At 45.0% G+C, this 18994-nt stretch carries 18 protein-coding genes and 1 other RNA gene; 14 read left to right on the top strand and 5 right to left on the bottom strand.

Features of this window, described 5'->3' with window-relative positions:
- Positions 1–278 precede the first annotated feature (278 nt).
- Positions 279–980 (top strand): DUF2459 domain-containing protein, encoded by a 702-nt coding sequence (locus VGB26_04130; protein ID HEX9756972.1) that lies wholly within the window; start codon positions 279–281, stop codon positions 978–980.
- 31 nt (positions 981–1011) lie between these two features.
- Here the strand turns inward: VGB26_04130 and VGB26_04135 are convergent, their stop codons facing one another.
- The 5 genes from VGB26_04135 to VGB26_04155 form a co-directional block, all read right to left on the bottom strand.
- Entirely contained in the window at positions 1012–1695 is a 684-nt protein-coding gene (locus VGB26_04135) for a PEP-CTERM sorting domain-containing protein (protein ID HEX9756973.1), read from the bottom strand.
- Positions 1696–2069: 374 nt separating this feature from the next.
- Positions 2070–3308, bottom strand: a complete 1239-nt coding sequence (locus VGB26_04140; protein HEX9756974.1) for an alkaline phosphatase family protein — start codon at positions 3306–3308, stop codon at positions 2070–2072.
- Positions 3309–3455: 147 nt separating this feature from the next.
- Positions 3456–5669, bottom strand: coding sequence for a transglutaminaseTgpA domain-containing protein (locus VGB26_04145; GenBank protein ID HEX9756975.1), 2214 nt, complete (start codon positions 5667–5669; stop codon positions 3456–3458).
- A 3-nt stretch (positions 5670–5672) separates the two neighbouring features.
- On the bottom strand, positions 5673–6812 hold the full coding sequence (locus VGB26_04150) for a DUF58 domain-containing protein (protein ID HEX9756976.1): 1140 nt from the start codon (positions 6810–6812) through the stop codon (positions 5673–5675).
- Positions 6813–6824: 12 nt separating this feature from the next.
- Complete coding sequence (locus VGB26_04155) at positions 6825–7763, bottom strand: MoxR family ATPase (protein HEX9756977.1); 939 nt, start codon at positions 7761–7763, stop codon at positions 6825–6827.
- 165 nt (positions 7764–7928) lie between these two features.
- Between VGB26_04155 and ssrS the strand changes: the two genes are divergently transcribed.
- From ssrS to VGB26_04220, 13 genes are all read left to right on the top strand, one after another.
- Positions 7929–8125: non-coding RNA, 6S RNA (ssrS, locus tag VGB26_04160), on the top strand.
- A 303-nt stretch (positions 8126–8428) separates the two neighbouring features.
- The gene (locus tag VGB26_04165; GenBank protein HEX9756978.1) at positions 8429–9214 is read left to right on the top strand and encodes a TIGR00282 family metallophosphoesterase; all 786 of its coding nucleotides are present in this window, start codon (positions 8429–8431) and stop codon (positions 9212–9214) included.
- Positions 9215–9220: 6 nt separating this feature from the next.
- The gene (gene xseA, locus VGB26_04170) at positions 9221–10597 is read left to right on the top strand and encodes an exodeoxyribonuclease VII large subunit (GenBank protein ID HEX9756979.1); all 1377 of its coding nucleotides are present in this window, start codon (positions 9221–9223) and stop codon (positions 10595–10597) included.
- A gap of 43 nt (positions 10598–10640) precedes the next feature.
- Entirely contained in the window at positions 10641–10904 is a 264-nt protein-coding gene (locus VGB26_04175; GenBank protein HEX9756980.1) for an exodeoxyribonuclease VII small subunit, read from the top strand.
- On the top strand, positions 10901–11680 hold the full coding sequence (locus VGB26_04180) for a TlyA family RNA methyltransferase (protein ID HEX9756981.1): 780 nt from the start codon (positions 10901–10903) through the stop codon (positions 11678–11680). Before VGB26_04175 ends, VGB26_04180 begins: the two co-directional genes overlap by 4 nt.
- Positions 11673–12647, top strand: a complete 975-nt coding sequence (locus VGB26_04185) for a GDP-mannose 4,6-dehydratase (protein HEX9756982.1) — start codon at positions 11673–11675, stop codon at positions 12645–12647. Before VGB26_04180 ends, VGB26_04185 begins: the two co-directional genes overlap by 8 nt.
- Before the next feature lie 11 nt (positions 12648–12658).
- Entirely contained in the window at positions 12659–13582 is a 924-nt protein-coding gene (locus VGB26_04190) for an NAD-dependent epimerase/dehydratase family protein (protein ID HEX9756983.1), read from the top strand.
- A gap of 210 nt (positions 13583–13792) precedes the next feature.
- Positions 13793–15508, top strand: a complete 1716-nt coding sequence (gene gspE / locus VGB26_04195; GenBank protein ID HEX9756984.1) for a type II secretion system ATPase GspE — start codon at positions 13793–13795, stop codon at positions 15506–15508.
- Positions 15509–15813: 305 nt separating this feature from the next.
- Positions 15814–16338, top strand: a complete 525-nt coding sequence (locus VGB26_04200; protein ID HEX9756985.1) for a prepilin-type N-terminal cleavage/methylation domain-containing protein — start codon at positions 15814–15816, stop codon at positions 16336–16338.
- Positions 16323–16760: a prepilin-type N-terminal cleavage/methylation domain-containing protein gene (locus VGB26_04205; protein HEX9756986.1), complete on the top strand. Its 438-nt coding sequence runs from the start codon at positions 16323–16325 to the stop codon at positions 16758–16760. Before VGB26_04200 ends, VGB26_04205 begins: the two co-directional genes overlap by 16 nt.
- A gap of 24 nt (positions 16761–16784) precedes the next feature.
- Positions 16785–17633: a prepilin-type N-terminal cleavage/methylation domain-containing protein gene (locus VGB26_04210; GenBank protein ID HEX9756987.1), complete on the top strand. Its 849-nt coding sequence runs from the start codon at positions 16785–16787 to the stop codon at positions 17631–17633.
- A 20-nt stretch (positions 17634–17653) separates the two neighbouring features.
- The gene (locus VGB26_04215; protein HEX9756988.1) at positions 17654–18199 is read left to right on the top strand and encodes a PilX N-terminal domain-containing pilus assembly protein; all 546 of its coding nucleotides are present in this window, start codon (positions 17654–17656) and stop codon (positions 18197–18199) included.
- 1 nt (position 18200) lies between these two features.
- Positions 18201–18994 (top strand): hypothetical protein (locus VGB26_04220; GenBank protein ID HEX9756989.1); only part of this gene is annotated, 794 nt, incomplete at its 3' end.

Here is an 18994-nt window from a genome sequence, read left to right on the forward strand (position 1 = left end):
AATCGCCCATGAAAACGGGGAAAAGTCAACGAATGTTGATGAAGCGTACTCGAAGATGCGAAAACAGGCGGACATCTGCGCACCATGGCGGTTCCCTCTGTCCAAGTTCAATCTAAATGCGCATTAAAATACAGACTCTATTTAGCGGATATCAAACAAAACCTTCATCCAAAACCTAAATATTCTTACCCAGGAACCCCAGAATTTCCAAAAAAAGTATTTCCTGGGGCCAATGTATTTAAACCGGTAAGTTAAAAAAATAGGATCTTTCCTAAACGATGGAGAAGGATAAAAAATATTTTGGATTATATTTAATGGTGGTTTTTATATGGACGGGGTGCGCAGGACCGATCGAGGAGTTATATCCCCCACAACCGGATGAACCTTTTCATTCTATTTATTTATTAAACCATAATGATTGGCACACTGGAATTGTAATTCAGATAAAAGAGATTCCTACGGGGGTTTTTCCGGAGAAGGCTCAATTCTCAGATTTTCAATACCTGGAGGTGGGTTGGGGGGACCGAGATTATTACCCTATGTCTGACCCAGGTTTTTGGGTAACCCTTAAAGCTGGTCTTTGGCCTACTCAGAGTGTTTTGCATGTTGTTGGGTTCAACGGCTCAATAGAAAATTTCTTCCCTGAGAGCGAAATCATTGAAATCCATTTATCCAATAAGGGTTTTGAAAATCTCATTGGTTATATTGACAATACTTTTTTAAGAAAGGAAATGGGTAATCCGGTGGATTTGGGCCAAGGTCTTTATAAAAACAGCCGTTTTTATATGGCGAAAGAAAAATTCCACCTTTTTAAAACCTGTAATGTTTGGGTGGCTCAGGCCCTTCGTTCGGCAGGATGTCCCATTACCCCCTTTTATGCTATTTCAGCAGGAAACACCATCTATCAAGCACAAAAATTCGGTACCCCTCTTTCTCATTTAAAAAAAGAAAACCCGGTAAAAACCTTACCGGGTCATTAAAAAAGAACGGAATTATGGAAATTTATTAAATTCAGGAAAGGGTGTTTTTTCTAAGTTTCCTTCCGACAAGAGCAAAACCCATTAAACCTGCCCCAAGAAGAATCAAGCTAGTGGGTTCAGGAACGGAGGCCGTATCATTCGCAGTGATTGCTCCACCTGCTTGAGTTCCCGAAAATGCCGCTCCGGCTGTTGGGGCGGTTCCGAAGAAAATTTGAACCTGGGCGATAGACCCTCCATTAGGGGGAGGATTAAATGCCAAAAGGTTGGCTAAATTGGGATCCACGTAGTTAATATTTAAAAGTCCCGAAAAGGAAGAAGTATAGGTACCTCCCCCACCAGTACAGCAACTGAAAGTGGTAATATCAGCGAAATTCCCGGTCATTAAAACAGCCGAGCCGGAACCAGCGTTTCCGTTAATGGAAAGGCTTCCACCGGAGTTGAACTTATATTCAAAAGGAGAGCTTAAGGAAAGGCTGTTCAAAGTACCCGTTGTAAAATTAAGGGCCCCGCCGGTAATGCTTGTGGTTGTGGTTCCATTGCCGACCGAAGTGACCAAGCCATTTGAGGTTGTTAAAGGGGCTGGACCCCCGCCGTAGGAAACCGTCCCGCCATATCCTAAATTAAAAACAATGGGGACCGCAAATGCATTGGAATGGTTAAGCCCAACTAAAAGTGCGATCGCTATGAACGCTGTAAACAATCTTATCTTTCCCATGTAAGTGTTACCTCCTTTTCAAGGGGAAATATAAGCAATTCTTTTGCCAAAATATAAATTTTAAAAAATTCAATGGGTTATGCTTTTTAAAAAATTGAACGAAAGAGGAATTGTAAAATTTTTCGACACTAAAAAAGTAATGGAGCCTTTAAAAAGATGAATTTTTAACCCAATAAGTTAAAAATGTTAGTTAGTTCAATAGGTTGTTAATTTTTATTGGGGTGTTAAATTTTCCGACACCTCAGAAACCATAAGACTTCGAACCGTAAAAGATGATGACGCACCCTTCTCATGGGTTATGGTAGGTTATCGGGATTGCGGGATTGGTTCCCAGACTTTGGTAATTATGTTGGGGGGGTATTTAGGGTGTTAAATTAAAGAAGTTTGGAGAGGTTTGCTACGGCAAAGGGAACCAGCATTTCATCGGGTGTTAACCCTCCATGGGCACCATAGAATCCGAACTTTTTCCCGGGGATATGCTCATACCAAATGGTGTGGTTCTCAAGGGGAAGAATGAGGATATCCCCCACTCGGCTTTTAAATTGTTTGTGTTGAACTCCTTTTCCAAATAGTCCCTCCTTCACCGCATCAAGGGATAATTTTATTCTCGCTTTTCCCTGTAATCGTTCACTTAAAATACGAACCGTGTTAGGGATTTCTTTTTCCTGAATGGCCAGGTAAATATCCCGAGGGCTTCCCCAAGGGAGTATTTTCTCACCTGTTGGGCCACACCGGAAATTACTGACGATTTCCGGGAAAGCGTTCAAATAGATGGTTTCTTCCGGATCAACATTGAGTTCCCCATGATCGGCGGTAACCATAATTGAAACCTCTTGAGCGGCCCCTTTTGGAATTTTTTCCAAGAATTCATTTTGAAGTAAATAGGTGAAACTGTTGAGTTCAGCCAAATAAGGTTCAGAATGAGGTCCGTAACGATGTGAAATGGAATCAATGGAGTCCCAATACACATAAAAGAGATTTTTGGAGGTGGTTTCAAATAGTTTTTTTCTTAAATTGGCAAAAAGATCAGAGGCGTTAATGTATGGGACGGTAACGCTTCCCCGATGGACCAGATTTGAATAAACGCTTTTCGCATAACTATTTCTAATAAAAGTATAAGAGGAAATATGGGATTGTTTAAGAGTTTGGTAAAGGGTTGTCCCATCAAATAAAAGGCTGGGGTCAACGCCAGATCTTAGAAGGGAATCGGGACCCTCCTCACCCATTGCTGAAAAAGGGAGGGTTGCCACCAGTTTGTTGATTTCCTCGAAATAGACCCACCACTCAGGTAAACCATGTTCCTGGGGTGTTAAACCGCTATGAATGGTGGTTAGGCTTGCTGCGGTGGTGGATGGAAACACCGTTGTGATGGGGGCAACTACACCGTTTTTGGTGACCCTTTCGAGAAACTCATAATGTTGGGCATATTTTAACCATTGAAGATACCCAAACCCATCCAGCAAAAAAAGGACTACTTTTTTTGAATTTTTTCCATTGATTTCTGCTTGGTCAAGGATTCCGGAAAGGGGATGCGGAGTTGTGGTGCCCTCCAATAAAGAGCGGATGGCTAAGGGGATGTTTGAAAAAGAAAAATTTTTATATTGAGGGATCACCCAGCCCTCAGAATTGATTTTGCTGATTTGATTTTCAAGTCTTTTGAGAATCATATTATTTATTGGAATCGAATAGAACCCACGTTAGCTTTAAAAGAAATTGAAGGTTTTAATTAGAAAAGACCATTGGTAATTAATTTGGGAAATTTACTCTTGAATGATTTTCGGACTGTCTTTTTGACCTGTTCTCTCTCCTTTTAATCGGTTTCCTTGTTTTTGGAGATGGGCTAAAAGGTTTGAAATCCGGAATTTTTCCTCTGATGAAAAGGGAAGCCTACCGAAACGAATGCTGATATAAAGCTGTGTGATTTCGGTTGCGGTTTGGGTAAGGGGACTTTCTTGAAGTCTCATGGTACGTAAAAATTCGTAGGGTGTTTGGTGGTTTTCCTTATAAAACCCATGTTCTTGTAAAAGGGTTAACATATTCATATAGAGGGGAAGGACCTTCTTACTTTTCTTTTTCAAAATTTCCTGGGGGTTTTGTTCCTGAGGTTTTCCTTTTTTTAACCTATAAAAAAGAAAAAGGGCCCCTGCGGTAATTATAATTCCCAAGAAGGGCAGAAAATAGGGAAAACCGCCCTTCTGATCCGATGAAAAGGTGAGTGATCGAAATCCAGCAAGCAGGTCTTTAAAAAAATCCTGGGTTTTCTTTTGGAATGTTTCTGCATTGTCTCGTAGGGTTTTGACCATGGTGGCCTGATCCCGAAATGAATATTGGATAATATAGCGGTCCCATTTGAGGCGAAGGGTGTCAAAATAATCGGCCAATGTTGAAAAAGCTTTAAATCCCACGGGAAGCCCTACTGCGGGAGTGGGATCAAAGGAGACCCATCCAAACCCCCCCAAGTAAGCCTCAACCCAGGTGTGTGCATCTCTTTGGCGTACCGTAAAATAGTTTCCGTAATCATTCCATTCGGTGGGTAAAAAACCGCTCACCATGCGAGCCGGAATGCCTAAGGTTCTCAGCATGAGAACCATGGCCGAAGCATAATGCTCACAATAGCCAGTTTTTCGGTTAAAAAGAAACTCTTCAATGGGGTGATTAAAAGTGGAGGCTGGGATATCCAGGGAATATCTATAATTGGATTTAAGAAAGTTTTCAATGGAAGTGGCCCGCTGAAAAGGACTTTGGAATCCCGAGGTCACGTTTTTCGCCAAGGTTTGAATCCGGTCCATTGTTCTGGGCCGTTGGAGATAGAACTTTTGTATGTCGGAAGGAATTTTATTCTGAGAAAAAATCTGTTTTGGGCCAGGTTTAACCGGAAGCTTAGAAGTGGCACTGTATGAATACCGGGAGAGGGGTGTAAAGGGCAGGGAGAGGGTTCCCAGCGAATCGGTATAAAGGGTTGAAAACGGTCCGCGAACGGCAGTTACATCAGAGAGTGCAAAAAGAATGGGGGTGTCCAGGGGTTCGGATATAATTTCCTGATGAATGGTAACTGCGTTGTTTTTATAATTGGTGATTGGGAATTCGTCCTGATCGTTTTTGTATAACGGAAAATTGGGGGAAAGGGATTTCTTCCAGGTGAGGCCATCATAAAAATCAAAAGCGGTTCCCCGCAAATAGAGAGGGCTTTTCCAGTTTTTTCCTTCCTTTAAAATGACCACTCTCATGACCACCGTAGGATCTAATTTTACGGGTCCGATGGTTCCCAGTCTCACGGAATTGGAAAAACCAGATACCTTTACCGTTTCGGTATTCCCCTGGTGAAACATTCCAGTGCCAATTCGGGGGATCAAAAAGAAAAGCAGCAAGGCTAAGGTAAAGGCTGAAACTGCGATGATGTTGGTGACCGTAAAAAATGGAAGGGTAATGACCCTTTCCAGTCCATGTTCCTGCCCGGGGATGGCCAATTGATCGTCGAGGGAAAGGGTTTTTCTGTGTTTTTCCTGTAGTTCCACTTCCCGTTGGAGATGGTACAGAATGAGGGTCCAGACTGCCAAAATCAGAAATAATAAAAAAGAAACTGCATAAGAAAAGCCAGGGGAAAGGCCCGAAGCTGCAAGAAGTTGTAAAAAACTGATCAGATAGAGTTGTAAATAATCTTTTGCGGTGGATAGGTTAAACAGTTTGTTGATCATCAGGAAGATCAAAAAATGAGTGGTGGAGTGCAGGATGGAACGGGAAATCCATAAGGTATCAACGACGAAGAGAATAAAAACCACCAGGGTCATTCCGTACCAGGTCCGTTTGGAAAAAAGTGCATTGCCCCCGGTAAGGAGTTGAACCAGGTTAATTCCAAAAGCCATTAAACCAGGAATCACGATGAGTGGGGGAAGATTCCCCGTTAAAATGATAGAGAAAAAGCCGGACAGGGCCAGTAAGTATGAACCGATTCGAAATGCGAACGAAAGTTTCACGGGTTACCCTCTTAGGGGAGAGGATGCATTTAAAATTTGAGTAAATTGGTGCTCTTTTCCGTTCCAAAGGGATTTCCCAATCCCCAGGATTAAAAAGCGGTAATCTTGTGGGTTTCCCCTGCTTTTGAGAAGGTTTTCTTCCATTGTGTCTTTTGTTTGTGGGGTGACCAGGGCTAGGTAGTGTAAAATTTTGTGGAGGTGCTGGGCCCCTTTGGAAAAGGGAAAATGGGAATTCGCCGTCACCAGTTCCAGGGCATATCCCTTTTGGATAAAATAAAAAGCGAGGGAGGCCGTCTGGGTTACCCCTTTTTCAAAAAGATGGGCGGTTTTTTGAGAGAATTCCTTTCCCTGGCGATTATCAAATACGAGAATAACCCTTTTTTCCTCTTCTGTTTCATTTTCCCTGATCAGGAGTCTTCCGTGACGTGCGGAGGTTTTCCAGTGAATGGTTCGGGCGTCATCGCCATGCTGGAATTCTCTTAATTGATAAAGCGTGGTCCCATGTCCTTTTTTGTTGACCTCCATCTCGTCTTTCTTGGAAGAAAAGGGGCTCAGTGAAGGGGAAATGGGTTCAATTTGTGGGTAGACCACGATCTCATCAATTAAAGGGTAAGTCAGAGTTTTGATAAATAACCCAAAAGGGAAACGGGTGTTCAGCGAAAGGCTTTCAAAACGATAAAGTCCCCGTTGGGGCAACTCCAGGGAGTAACCTCTTTGAATTTCTTGGTGGGGACCCAACACAAAAAAATAGGTGGAAGGGCAATTCTCATTGTTTTGAAGGGTATCGTGTAATTGAAGGGAAAAGGAGGGAAAAAACTTTTTTCCATTTCGGACCTCCAGATCCACTTTGAACGGAGTATTTGCATAAAGGGGAGAAGGAATCTTTCTTTTTATCCTAATTTTTCGGATGCATTGCTCGGAGAGAATACCCGAGACAATAATAAAACTCAGCATCATGGCCAAAATAAGGTATAGGAGATTATTCCCTGTGTTTATGGCTGCCACACCAACCCCAAGGGTCAGAAGGACAAACCGTGTGCCTTCCTTTGTAAATTTTACAGAGCGGTTTCGGTAGGCAATTCGAAACCGGGTGGAATTTTTAGGACTTTTCTTTAATGGGTTTTCCTTTTTGTGGGTGGCCATGGAGGGAACCCCTTAAAGAGGTACTGCCACGTGTTGAAGAATGGCTTGAATGATTTCCTCGGCTTCCTGGGTTGGATTTTTTGATGTTTCAAAGGATTGGATAATGACGCGGTGTGAAAGAACTGAGGGAGCAAGAATTTTGATGTCATCGGGGATGCAGTAATCCCTTCCGGAGACAAAAGCATGGGATTGGGCGGCTCGAAATAGGGACATGGCGGCCCGGGTGCTGGCTCCTAAACTCAGACGGTCGGATTGGCGGGTGGCCGAAATGATTTCTAGGAGATATTGGACCAAGCTTTCTTCCACCAAAACTCCCTCCACTTCTTTTTGAAGAATGAGAACCTGATCGTTTGTGATGACCGAGGGGATTTCCTCCAGGGAAAACTGGGAGTGATTTTTCATGAGGATCCATTTTTCCGCTTCTAAATTAGGATAACCAATGCGAACCCGCATCATAAACCGGTCCAACTGTGATTCCGGAAGGGGGTAAGTGCCGTAATGCTCCATTGGATTTTGGGTGGCAATGACCATAAACGGTTTGGGAAGAGGATAGGTTTTATTTTCAACAGTTACTTGAACGTCATTCATGGCCTCCAAAAGGCTACTTTGAGTTTTTGGGGTTGTCCGGTTAATTTCATCCGCGAGAATGATGTTCGCAAAAATGGGCCCAGGTTTAAATTCAAACTCATGGGCTTGTTGGTGGTAAATAGAAACGCCTAATATATCGGAGGGCAGGAGGTCGCTGGTAAATTGAATTCTTTTAAAAGAGCAGTCCAAAGACCGGGCCAGGGCATGGGCGAGGGTGGTTTTTCCAACCCCGGGAACATCTTCAATGAGGAGATGTCCTTTGGCCAAAAGGGTAATTATCGAAAGTTTAATGGCCTGACTTTTTCCTTTAATAACCTGCTCTATGTTATCCTGAAGGACCTGGATTTGGTCGCGCCCGTTCATATTATTTTCCCCTTTTGAAGTCTAACAAATTTATTGTAGGTCGTCAACGAGGCAGGATATCTGAACTTATTGTATTATTTAATCATTTTTCTCCTTGAATTTTAGATTTTGGTTTGTTAGACTTCCATCCACTTAATGCTTGGCTCAAGATCTGTCGTAATAACATTTCCCCTGCATTGTCCGTGTGAGGTTGGGAATTTTGAGCCAATGAATTAAAAAAGGGAGTCCAGTTCTGGGAGTGGTGTGCATGCCCTTATCTGCCTTTTGGGAGAAAAAAAGGGAAGCCTAAAATTCCCATCAGGATGCCCACCTGGTGATCCAGGTTCAAAAATTTCTGCCTCCACGGCAAAGGTGGGGGGAAATTTGAATAAAATCAACCAAATTCATTTTCTCTCTGCACAAAAATACACCCCTTCTCGAACGGAAGAGAAACGGCCAATGGTTTCGAGGGTTTTGTCTTGTAACCCCTTAGGTTCGGGAAATTTTTAAGATAAAAAACGGGGCGTTTGATGGGCCTGGTTTCCTGTTTTATTTAATTAAATGGATTGGTTGTAACAAAGAAAAGGGAGCCCGTTTTGGGCTCCCTTTTGTTATCTACAGATTTGTTCTTATCCTGGTTTATGAATGGAAATACTTTTTTGGTTTTCAACTTGAGCGGGTAGCCGATGAAAATTTTTTTTATTGGGGATGTCATGGGGGAACCGGGTCGCTTGGTTGTGAAAAAACACCTGAGTTCTTTGATTCCTGAACGGGGAATTGATCTTGTTGTTCTCAATGGGGAAAATGCAGCGGGTGGTTTTGGTATTACCCCGAGAATTGTAAAAGAATTTTTTGAATGGGGGGTAGATGCCATTACCATGGGAAATCATATATGGGATGTGAAAGAAATTGAAGAATTCATTTGTAAGGAAAAACGACTCATTCGCCCTTCGAATTATCCGGAAGGGGTACCCGGGGAAGGTAAAGTCATTATTGAAGCCCGAAATTCCGTTCGGGTCGGGGTTTTACAAGTGATGGGCCAGGTTTTTATGCCCCCCCTGGATTGTCCCTTCCGAACTGCAAAAAGAGAAGTGGAAAAATTGCGTTCGGAGACCCCAGTGATTTTGGTCGATATACACGGGGAGGCCACATCTGAAAAACAGGCCATGGGATGGTTTCTCGATGGAGAGGTGAGTGCCGTTGTGGGAACCCATACGCATGTCCAGACCGCGGACGAAAAAATTTTAACAAAAGGTACCGCTTATATCACCGATGTCGGAATGACCGGGCCCACCGATTCCATTATTGGAATCCAAAAAGATGTGGCCCTTAAAAAATTTCTAACCCATATGCCTCACCGTTTCAAGGTGGCTTCGGGTCCTGCTTTGTTATGTGGGGTGATGATTGAAGTGGATGAACGAACAGGCCGGGGTTTGGCTATTGAACGGGTCCAATTAAGCGATACGGTTTAATCGAAAATGGATATGGCTGGAAAAAAAATTATCAATGTTACCCAACTGACCCTCTTGATTAAGAATTCCCTGGAAGAACAATTTCGGGATATCTGGGTAGAGGGCGAAATTACCAATATGAAACAGCCTTCATCCGGTCACCTTTATTTTACCCTGAAGGATCAGAACAGCCAGGTTCGGGCAGTGATGTTCCGCTCCATGGGTCGTTTTTTGAAGTTTTCCCCTAAAGATGGTCAAGGTGTTCTTTGCCGTGGGCGGCTTTCGGTGTACGAACCCCGGGGAGACTATCAGGTCATTGTGGAATATTTGGAGCCGAAAGGAATCGGGGCCCTTCAACTGGCATTTGAGGAACTGAAAGAAAGATTGGCCCGGGAAGGCCTCTTTGAGGAGGGGCGGAAAAAACCACTTCCCATTTTCCCCCAAACCATTGGCGTGATTACCTCTTCCACAGGGGCTGCGGTTCGGGATATTTTAAATGTTTTGGAGCGGCGGCGGGGCGGTCTGCGGGTTGTTCTGGTTCCGGTCCGAGTTCAAGGGGAAAGTTCTGCCAAAGAAATTTCCCAGGCTTTAGACGATTTGAATCAAATGGGTGGCATTGATGTGATTATTTTGGGACGGGGAGGGGGCTCCATCGAAGACCTGTGGGCATTTAATGAAGAGGTGGTGGCCAGGGCCATTTTTCGCTCTCAACTTCCCATCATTTCGGCGGTGGGACATGAAACAGATTTTACCATTGCGGATTTTGTGGCAGACCTGAGAGCCCCGACCCCTTCTGCTGCGGCAGAAATGGTCAGCAAAAGTCGGGAAGAATGGTTGGAACGATTCCAAACATTTCTGGTTCGCTTGACACACGGGGTACGTATTCATTTGGAAGCCTGTAAGGGGCGTTTGAAAGAGCAAAAGGGTGGTTTAATGGATCCCCGGCTCCGAATTGAAGGTTTTTTACAGAGGTTGGATGAATTGGATGGGCGGTTCCGTCTGGGTTTTCATCATTTGATGTTGGAGAGGAAAAGAAAACTGATGAATTTAGAGCAGGGATTGAGACACCTGAACCCTGTGGAGGTGATTCACCGATCCTCTTTAACGTTGAACCTGTGGATTCAACGGCTTGAGGATCAGATGCAAAACCGATTGGTGGGGAAAAAGCAAATTGCAGGGGAGTTTTTTGCAAGACTCAATGCCCTAAGCCCCCTTTCTGTGTTGGAGAGAGGGTATAGCATCACGTGGCGTCTTCCTGACCACCAGGTGTTAAGGCGTGCCGAACATATTCGCCCTGGAGATCCGATCAAAGTAAAGCTTTTCCAGGGGGAGGTTTATTGCAGAGCGGAAAAAGTAGTGACCGGAAAATTAGGGGAAGAACCCCCAAAGGGAGATTTAACATAATTCGTTGGTTTTTCAGTTTAACCACGGGATGAAATGAGGGAAAATGGCACAAATCAAATTTGAAGAAGCGGTTAAACGACTTGAGCAAATTGTGAATGCCCTCGAGAAAGGAAATCTTTCCCTTGAAGAATCCTTAAAGGTCTTTGAGGAGGGGGTTAAGCTTTCTAAAAGCTGTTTAAAAATATTGGATGATGCCGAAAAAAAGGTTGAAATTCTTTTGAAAGAAAAAGACGGGAAGGTAAAACTAAAACCTTTTCGTCTGGATGAAGCCGAATCATTGGGATTAAGCCAGACTGATTCAGAATGAAAAAAGTTTCAGAAAAAAAAAGAGTTTCCCAAAAAGAGCGGTTAGACCGTGTTTTGGTTGATCGGGGAATGGTTCCGAGCCGTCAAAGGGCTCAAGGGCTCATTCTGGCTGGGAAGGTTTTGGTGGGAGGATCCCCGATGGTTAAGGCAGGAACGTTGGTTTCCTCTAAAGACCCTATCTCGATTCTTGAGGAGGCCAACCCCTTTGTCAGTCGAGGTGGACTCAAGTTAGAGGGGGCATTGAAAGGTTTTGGGGTCCATCCAAAAGGAAAAGTGGCTATGGATATGGGGGCTTCTACGGGTGGTTTCACCGATTGCCTATTGTCCCAGGGTGTTCGCTGTGTGTATGCCGTGGATGTAGGATATGGTCAACTGGACTGGTCCCTTCGAAATGATCCCCGGGTCATTGTCCTGGAGCGAACCCATGTTCGGGATTTAACAAGGGAGCGAGTTTCCTCCGATATGGATCTCATCACGGTGGATGTTTCATTTATTTCCTTGAAGAAGGTGATTCCCTATTTAATAAAATTCCTAAAGGATGAGGGGGAGCTTTTGGTTTTGGTCAAGCCTCAATTCGAAGTGGGAAAAGGGGCGGTGGAGAAAGGAGGGGTTATTCGCTCGGAGAGAAAGCAAAAAAATGTCATTGAAGATATAATGCAGTTTTTGGAGGGAACCGGTTTTAAAACCGGCGGGTATGTGCCTTCTGTTTTAAAAGGAAAAAAAGGAAATCAGGAGTTTTTTATTTACGCAAAAAAAAAACGAGAAAACAATGAATAGGGTATTGGTTACAGGAGGAGCAGGCTTTATTGGTTCCCATCTGATGGAGCGGCTTTTGGGCAAGGGTTTGGAGGTGGTTTGCCTGGATAACTTTGATCCTTTTTATGATCCCAATTTAAAACGGATCAATTTGAAGAACCTGTTGGATCAGTCCACCTTCACACTGGTGGAGGGGGATATTCGGGACTTAACCCTGCTGAAACGCCTTTTTGAAGAGTTTTCCTTTGACCTTGTTTTCCATGGGGCTGCTAGAGCAGGGGTGAGACCGTCCTTAATTGAGCCCCTGGTATATGAAGAGGTGAATGTCCGGGGGACTTTGAACCTTCTGGAAATGGCAAAACAATTTCAAATTAAAAACTTCGTTTTTGCATCCTCCTCTTCCGTCTATGGAAGCCGCTCGGAAGTTCCTTTCTCTGAAAAAGACCGGGTGGATTATCCCATTTCCCCGTATGCGGCAACGAAGAAAGCCGGGGAGCTTTTATGCTATACTTACTACCATCTTTATAAAATTCCCATGGCCTGTCTGCGGTTTTTCACCGTGTATGGACCTCGCCAAAGGCCCGAAATGGCGATCCATAAATTTACACGACTGATCCACGAGGGAAAGCCCATTCCTCTTTATGGGGGGGGGAAGAGCCGAAGAGATTATACCTATATCGATGATGCCATCGATGGGGTGGTTCGGGCTTTAGACCGGAAAAGCGGTTTTGAGGTTTTAAATATTGGCGAATCGCAAACCGTTACACTTTTTGAAATGGTTAGAAAGATTGAATCATTGCTCGGTAAAAAAGCTCAAATCGAATTTTTACCGGAGCAACCCGGAGATGTTCCTTTAACCTATGCGGATGTGAAACGGGCTGGGGAGGTATTGGGGTATTTCCCCCGAACCTCTTTTGAAGACGGGATGAAGGGTTTTATACAATGGTTTTTGGAAATGGACCGATCAAAAACGAATAGCGAACTATAAGGGGAGTGTTCATGAGAATTTTGGTGACGGGAGGTGCCGGCTTTATCGGTTCCAATCTGGTGGATCGACTAGTAGAAGAAGGCCATCGAGTATCTATTGTGGATAATCTTTCCACCGGAAAAAAGAAAAATCTCAACCGGGCGGCAAAGTTTTATAAAATGGATGTGGTTAGCCCCAAACTGGAAAAGGTTTTTAAGCGTGAGCGGCCGGAGGTGGTCAGCCATCATGCGGCACAAATGGATGTCCGAAGATCCGTGGCCGATCCCCTTTTTGACGCCCATGTCAATATTCTCGGTTTTTTAAATGTATTAGAAAATGGGGTTAAAGCAGGGACCCAAAGGATTATTTTTGCCTCCTCCGGGGGAGCCATTTATGGAGAACAAACGGTTATTCCTACCACCGAAGAGTGTTCCACACAACCCCTTTCCCCCTACGGGGTGAGCAAGTTATCAGGGGAGCATTACCTTTATTTTTATCAAAAAAACAGCGGTTTGGATTATACCAGTCTTCGCTACAGCAATGTGTACGGACCCCGCCAAGATCCCTTTGGCGAGGCTGGGGTGGTTGCTATTTTTGCTCAAAAGATGCTTAAGGGGGAACAGCCCTTAATTAATGGTAATGGAAATCAGACCCGGGATTACGTATTCGTGGAAGATGTGGTGGAGGCCAATATGGCTGTTCTAAATAATTCAAAAAATGGTATTTTTAATGTGGGAACTGGGATAGAAACCTCCGTCAATCAGCTTTTTCAAATTATAAATGAAATCACCGGGGCCTCTGTTAAGGAGCAACATGGTCCTGAAAGACGGGGCGAGCAAAAAAGAAGCGTCCTGAGTTTCGATAAGTTGGCAAAAGATCTGGATTGGTCTCCCAGGGTTTCCCTTTTTCATGGGTTGGAGAAAACTGTGGACTTTTTTCGTCCAATCATGAAGTAGGCCCCCTTTTCAGGTTCCCCTCCTTTTCGCATCCTCTTTCTACCTTATTTTCTTTATTTTGACAGGGTTTGGATCCCCGGTTATACTTTTAATCGGTGTCCATTTTTAATCCTGGGATCAATGGTTTTTCCAACCGCAAAAAAATCATTTTGAAAAACATTTTACTGAAAAATTGAAGCCTCTGAAAATGGAAAGGTTATTGTTATCACGATGATACCCCAACCGCGACAAAAACGAAAAATGCTTGGAGAGATGCTGATCGCCGAGGGACTCCTTTCCCCTGCGCAGCTGGAACAAGCCTTAAAAGAGCAGCGCAAGCGCGGGGGTCGTGTGGGAAGTATTTTTAAAACCCTTGGGTTTGTAACCGAAGAGGATATTATCAAGGTTCTTGGAAAGCAGATGGGAATTCCTCACATGGTTTTATCCAATACCCTTTTTGACCCAGAGGTGGTGCAGAAAATTCCCGAAGCCCTTGCCCGGCGGCACCGGGTTATCCCGGTATACAAAAAGGATGGCGCATTAACCCTTGCCATGGTGGACCCTTTGAACGTGTTTGCGATTGATGATATTAAACAGGAAACGGGGTTGGAGGTAGTCTCCGTCGTGAGTACGGAAGCCGATGTGGACCGTGCCATTGAACGTTACTACAGCGGGACGGCAACCATGGAGGAGGCCATCCGGGACATTACCGCTCAAGGGGGTGTTCCTAAAGAAAACCAACAGGTTTCTATGGAGCAGATGGCTAAGGATACTCCGGTCATTAAATTGGTCAGTTCCATCATTTCCAAGGCAGTCAAAGAAGGAGCCAGCGATATCCATATTGAGCCCGAATCAGAGGTTTTACGGATCCGTTTTCGGATCGATGGGGTTATCCGGGAGGTTATGGCCCCCCCCCGGCATTTGCACGCAGGGGTGGCCTCCCGAATCAAGATAATGGCGGATCTGGATATTGCCGAAAAACGGATTCCTCAAGATGGACGGTACCAGACCAAAGTAGAAGATAAAGAGGTTGATATTCGGCTCTCAACCCTCCCTACCCTTTATGGTGAGAAAATCGTTATGAGGCTTTTAGAAAAAGGAGGGTCCCTTCTCCGTCTTGAGGAGTTGGGGTTTTCACCGGATACCTGCAACCGGTTTAAAAAGATTGTGAAAAGGCCCTATGGTTTGATCTTGGTTACCGGGCCTACCGGAAGTGGAAAGACCACTACACTTTATGCTGCCTTAAATGGTATGAATGCGGTTGAACAAAATATTGTCACCATTGAAGATCCGGTGGAATACCAATTGAACCGAATCAGTCAGGTTCAGGTCAACCCTAAGGTTGGGGTGACTTTTGCCAATGGCCTCCGGTCTATTTTACGCCAGGACCCGGATGTGGTGATGGTGGGAGAGATCCGGGATAAAGAAGCGGCAACCATTGCCATACAGGCTGCATTAACGGGTCATCTGGTTATGTCCACCCTTCACACCAATGATGCCCCGGGGGCCATTGCGCGCTTGGTGGATATGGGTGTTGAGCCCTTTCTGGTAGCCTCTTCCCTTTTATGTGTAATTGGGCAACGATTGGTTCGAGCGGTTTGCCCTCAATGTAAAACCAGTTACCGTGCTCCCCTTTCCTCCATGGGTGGTTTTAAATCAACGGGGGTAACCATGGAAGACAAAAATGAAATTACGTTGGTGAAGGGCAAAGGATGTCAGGAATGCCGTGATACCGGCTATAAAGGAAGATTGGGCCTTTTTGAAATGATGATGATTGATGATGCCATTCGGAGTCTAATTGCCACCAAGCCCTCATCCAGTCAAATTCGACAGGTGGCTTCTCAACAGGGATTCGTCGGTTTGAGGGAAGAGGGCTTTCGAAAAACCCTGGAAGGGAAAACCACTCTTGAAGAAATCCTTCGGGTCACCCAGGAATTAGACGAATAGTTCTTTTATCCAACAGCAGTTCCCTCCAATTACTCATCCATCTTAGGATAACCCGTAAACCGGCCACCTTGTCCTTTTGTTTAAAAAAAGGATTCTTAAAAAAAAAGAATTTAAAATTGTGTAGTCTATTACATAATTCGGTAGCCCATTACCTGATTTCACCCCTTTTCTTACCTTTTGTCTTTCCCTCAAAACTCTCCTAACTTTTTGAATATTTGAGCCTTTCATAGACACCCCATTTAATTTGGAAGTTTGGCATTTCCATTGCATTTTCATTTGGCCCAGATGTTGATTTGGAGGTTTGAATGAAAAATCAAGAAGGATTTACCGCTATCGAGATCATGGTGGTGGGAGCAATTTTGGGGGTTTTGACAATTATGGCCTTTGGTTTAATGAATTCTCAAATGGATCATTATCGGCTCAACACCGCAGCCAGAGAACTCATCTCTTCCATGAGGAAGGACGCTCAAATTGCGGTGACCCGAAATGCCAATCGGACCATTACCTTTACGGATAATGCCGCCCCAGTTAGCGATCGGTATAACTTGGGAGATGGGACCCCTGTCCCCTTGCCAGTTGGCATTTTCTTTGGTGTGAGCGGTGGAGGGGCACCCGGGAATGGAACCATCGATGTTGGGGGTGTGGCCATTGGGGGAGCGCCATTTACCTTTGGAGGAAATGATGTGACTTTTCAAACCAATAGAACCCCGGATGAAGCAGGAGAGGTCTACTTGACCAACGCTAGGGGTGAGAACATTGCCATTTCGGTCAATTTAGTGGGTCGGGTCCGATGTTGGAGGTGGGGAGGTGCCGCATGGCTAAATTGCTAAACGGAAAGATGAAGATCCTCAATGAACGAGGGTTTTCAATGTTGGAGCTTTTAATCGCACTGGTGATTCTTGAGATTGGTGTTTTGATGCTTGCAGGAATGCAGTTTGCGACCATTAGTGCCAATACCAATGGATACAAGATGAGTACGGCAGCAGCCCTTGGCGAAAGGTTGATGGAACGGATAAAACTTTTGGCGATCAATGATCCACAACTCATTGCGGGGACCTATAACGGTGTGATTAGCGTTCCCTTAGGGGGTGCCAATTATTTTCCAGCCACCGTGAACGGTGTGACCTTTAACGGACAGTATACAGTGACCAACGATACACCGGTGGTGGGTCTCAAACGGATTGATCTGACGGTCAGTTGGGTGGATAACGGAAACCATTCGGTGGTTTTTACCGGGCGGGCGGCCCCATAAGGGATTGAGAGAGGAAATATGAAGATGAAATTAAAGGTACAAAATAAATTCAGTGGATCCGAGTCCTTATTAAAAAATTCTTTTGGATTTACATTAATTGAAATGATGGTGGTGGTGGTTATATTGGGCGTGTCCATGATCTGGATTTTTGAAATGGTGGTCAATCAACAAAAGGGGTATTTAATTCAGGAGGAGGTATCCGAGGCGCAGCAGGATATCCGTGTGGCCATGGATATGATAGCAGCGGAAATTCGGAGGGCCGGTGCGGATATTCCCAAAGGTGTAATTCCGCTCTGCCCCGCCGCCCCCGCATGCACCAACAGTAATCCGGATTCTATTAGCTTCAGTATTACCAATGGGTTTTCCACTTTTCTGGTCCCCAGTGGGGGATTAGTGGTGGATGGGGGAGCCACCAAGGTTTATGTCCAATCGATTAATGGTTTTATCGGCGGGGTGGTTAATATTTTAAGGCCCGGTTCAAAAGAACTGATCAGTTCTCACACCATTAGCGCCGGTGGTCCACTGCCGGGTCCTCCAGCAGAAATTCCCTTGGATACCCCTGCCCCGGATAGTGCGGTTCTTCGGCCGGGTGATATGGTGGTCTACCCCCCGTTTATAGTGACCTATGACCTGGTGGGTACGTCTCTTCGTCGAAACGGGGTCACGCTGGCGGAGAATATTCAGGATTTGCAATTTAGTTACATTTCCAGCTCGGGGACGGAGACCGCCGTGCCTCCAGCCAATTCCTTGGACATCCGGGCAGTGCGGATCACCATTTCCTCTGGGACCACTAAGGATGTTTCACAGATCGGGGGGGCAGCGAGAACCAGGCAATTGTCCACCATCGTTAAAGTCAGAAATCTCGAATTATGATTATCAACTGGGGAAGGAAAATGAAATCATCCATTAAAAAAATTAAGACAGAAACTCAGATAAAAACGCTTCTAGAGCCGATTCAGAACGATTCGGGAATTGCCATGATTTTGGTATTGTTGGTTCTGGTGATTCTAACTTTTATGGGTCTTTCAGGGCTTCTTACCTCCTCCGATGAAATCATTCTTTCGGGCAATTTTAAAGGAGGGCGCCAAACCTTCTTTGCATCCGAAGGAGGGATCAATTACGTATTCCAGGATAGTAATTACTTTAATCAAACCAGTTACGCTGGTGAGGGGTCCAGTTATCCAGGAGGCTTTCCAAGAGCCGGGATCGATCTGTGTTCCAATGATACCGATGCCACAGGAGCGGTTAGCTTTATGGCCAGTGGACCCCCCCCTGTGGGTTCCGGTACCAGTGTGAAAACGCATAAAGCCGATTATTACACGATTACTTCCACCGGAAGAGGTTTCGTTCGTGGAACCGTTTGCGGGACCGCGGACGGAGCTCAGGAACAGCAATCCCAGGTTATGGGAAAAATCTTAGTGAAAGGGTCGGGTACCTAAAATGAAAAAAATAGCCATTTTATTAGTTTCTTTGGGTTTTTTGGGTTGGGCCTCCAGCGCTCCGTTTGCGGAGGATATTGATATCTACGGGGGCTCATCAGCAACCTATCAGCCCAACGTTCTTTTTATCTTTGATAGCTCGATAAGTATGGATGCCTTGGCTAATATGGGTGATCCATATGACCCCAATACCGCAACCGACACACCTCCAGGCCCCTCTCCCTATCCGGACACCGTCTCCTGTGGTGGTGGAGGGAACAGCCCTTGTATCAGTAATGCGGTGTATAAGAAGGTTGGGTTCGGGGTGGAAGGAAAATGGGTGGAGCATATTAGTGATGTAAACACCATTCTTGCCTCCTGTCCTGCAAAGAGTGCTTTATTGACCAACGGTAATTATTTTGGTTTTCTTTCCTCACAGGGAACCTGCCAATCCAAATTTGCCAATTTGGGTACCTTTCGAACAGGAAATTTTGTCAATTGGAACGTTTCCTCTGGGGCGAGTCAGAAAAAAATCGATGTGGCGAAATCGGTGGTGACCAATATTATTGGTTCCACTCAGGGGGTCCGATTCGGCGTAATGGAGTTTAATAACACTTCGGGTGGAGGGCTTATTACGGACAATACCCATGGGCCCACCTATACCGCCGAATTAAAAGATATGGATGCCATTTTTACAGGATCGGTCACCAACCGACAGGCGTTAATCGATGCGGTGAACACCACCCCCACGGATGACTGGACTCCCCTTGCGGAAACACTTTATGAGGCCATGCTTTATTTTAAGGGGGCTCCAGC

The organism is Nitrospiria bacterium (genome assembly GCA_036397255.1).
Taxonomy (GTDB): Bacteria; Nitrospirota; Nitrospiria; order DASWJH01; family DASWJH01; genus DASWJH01.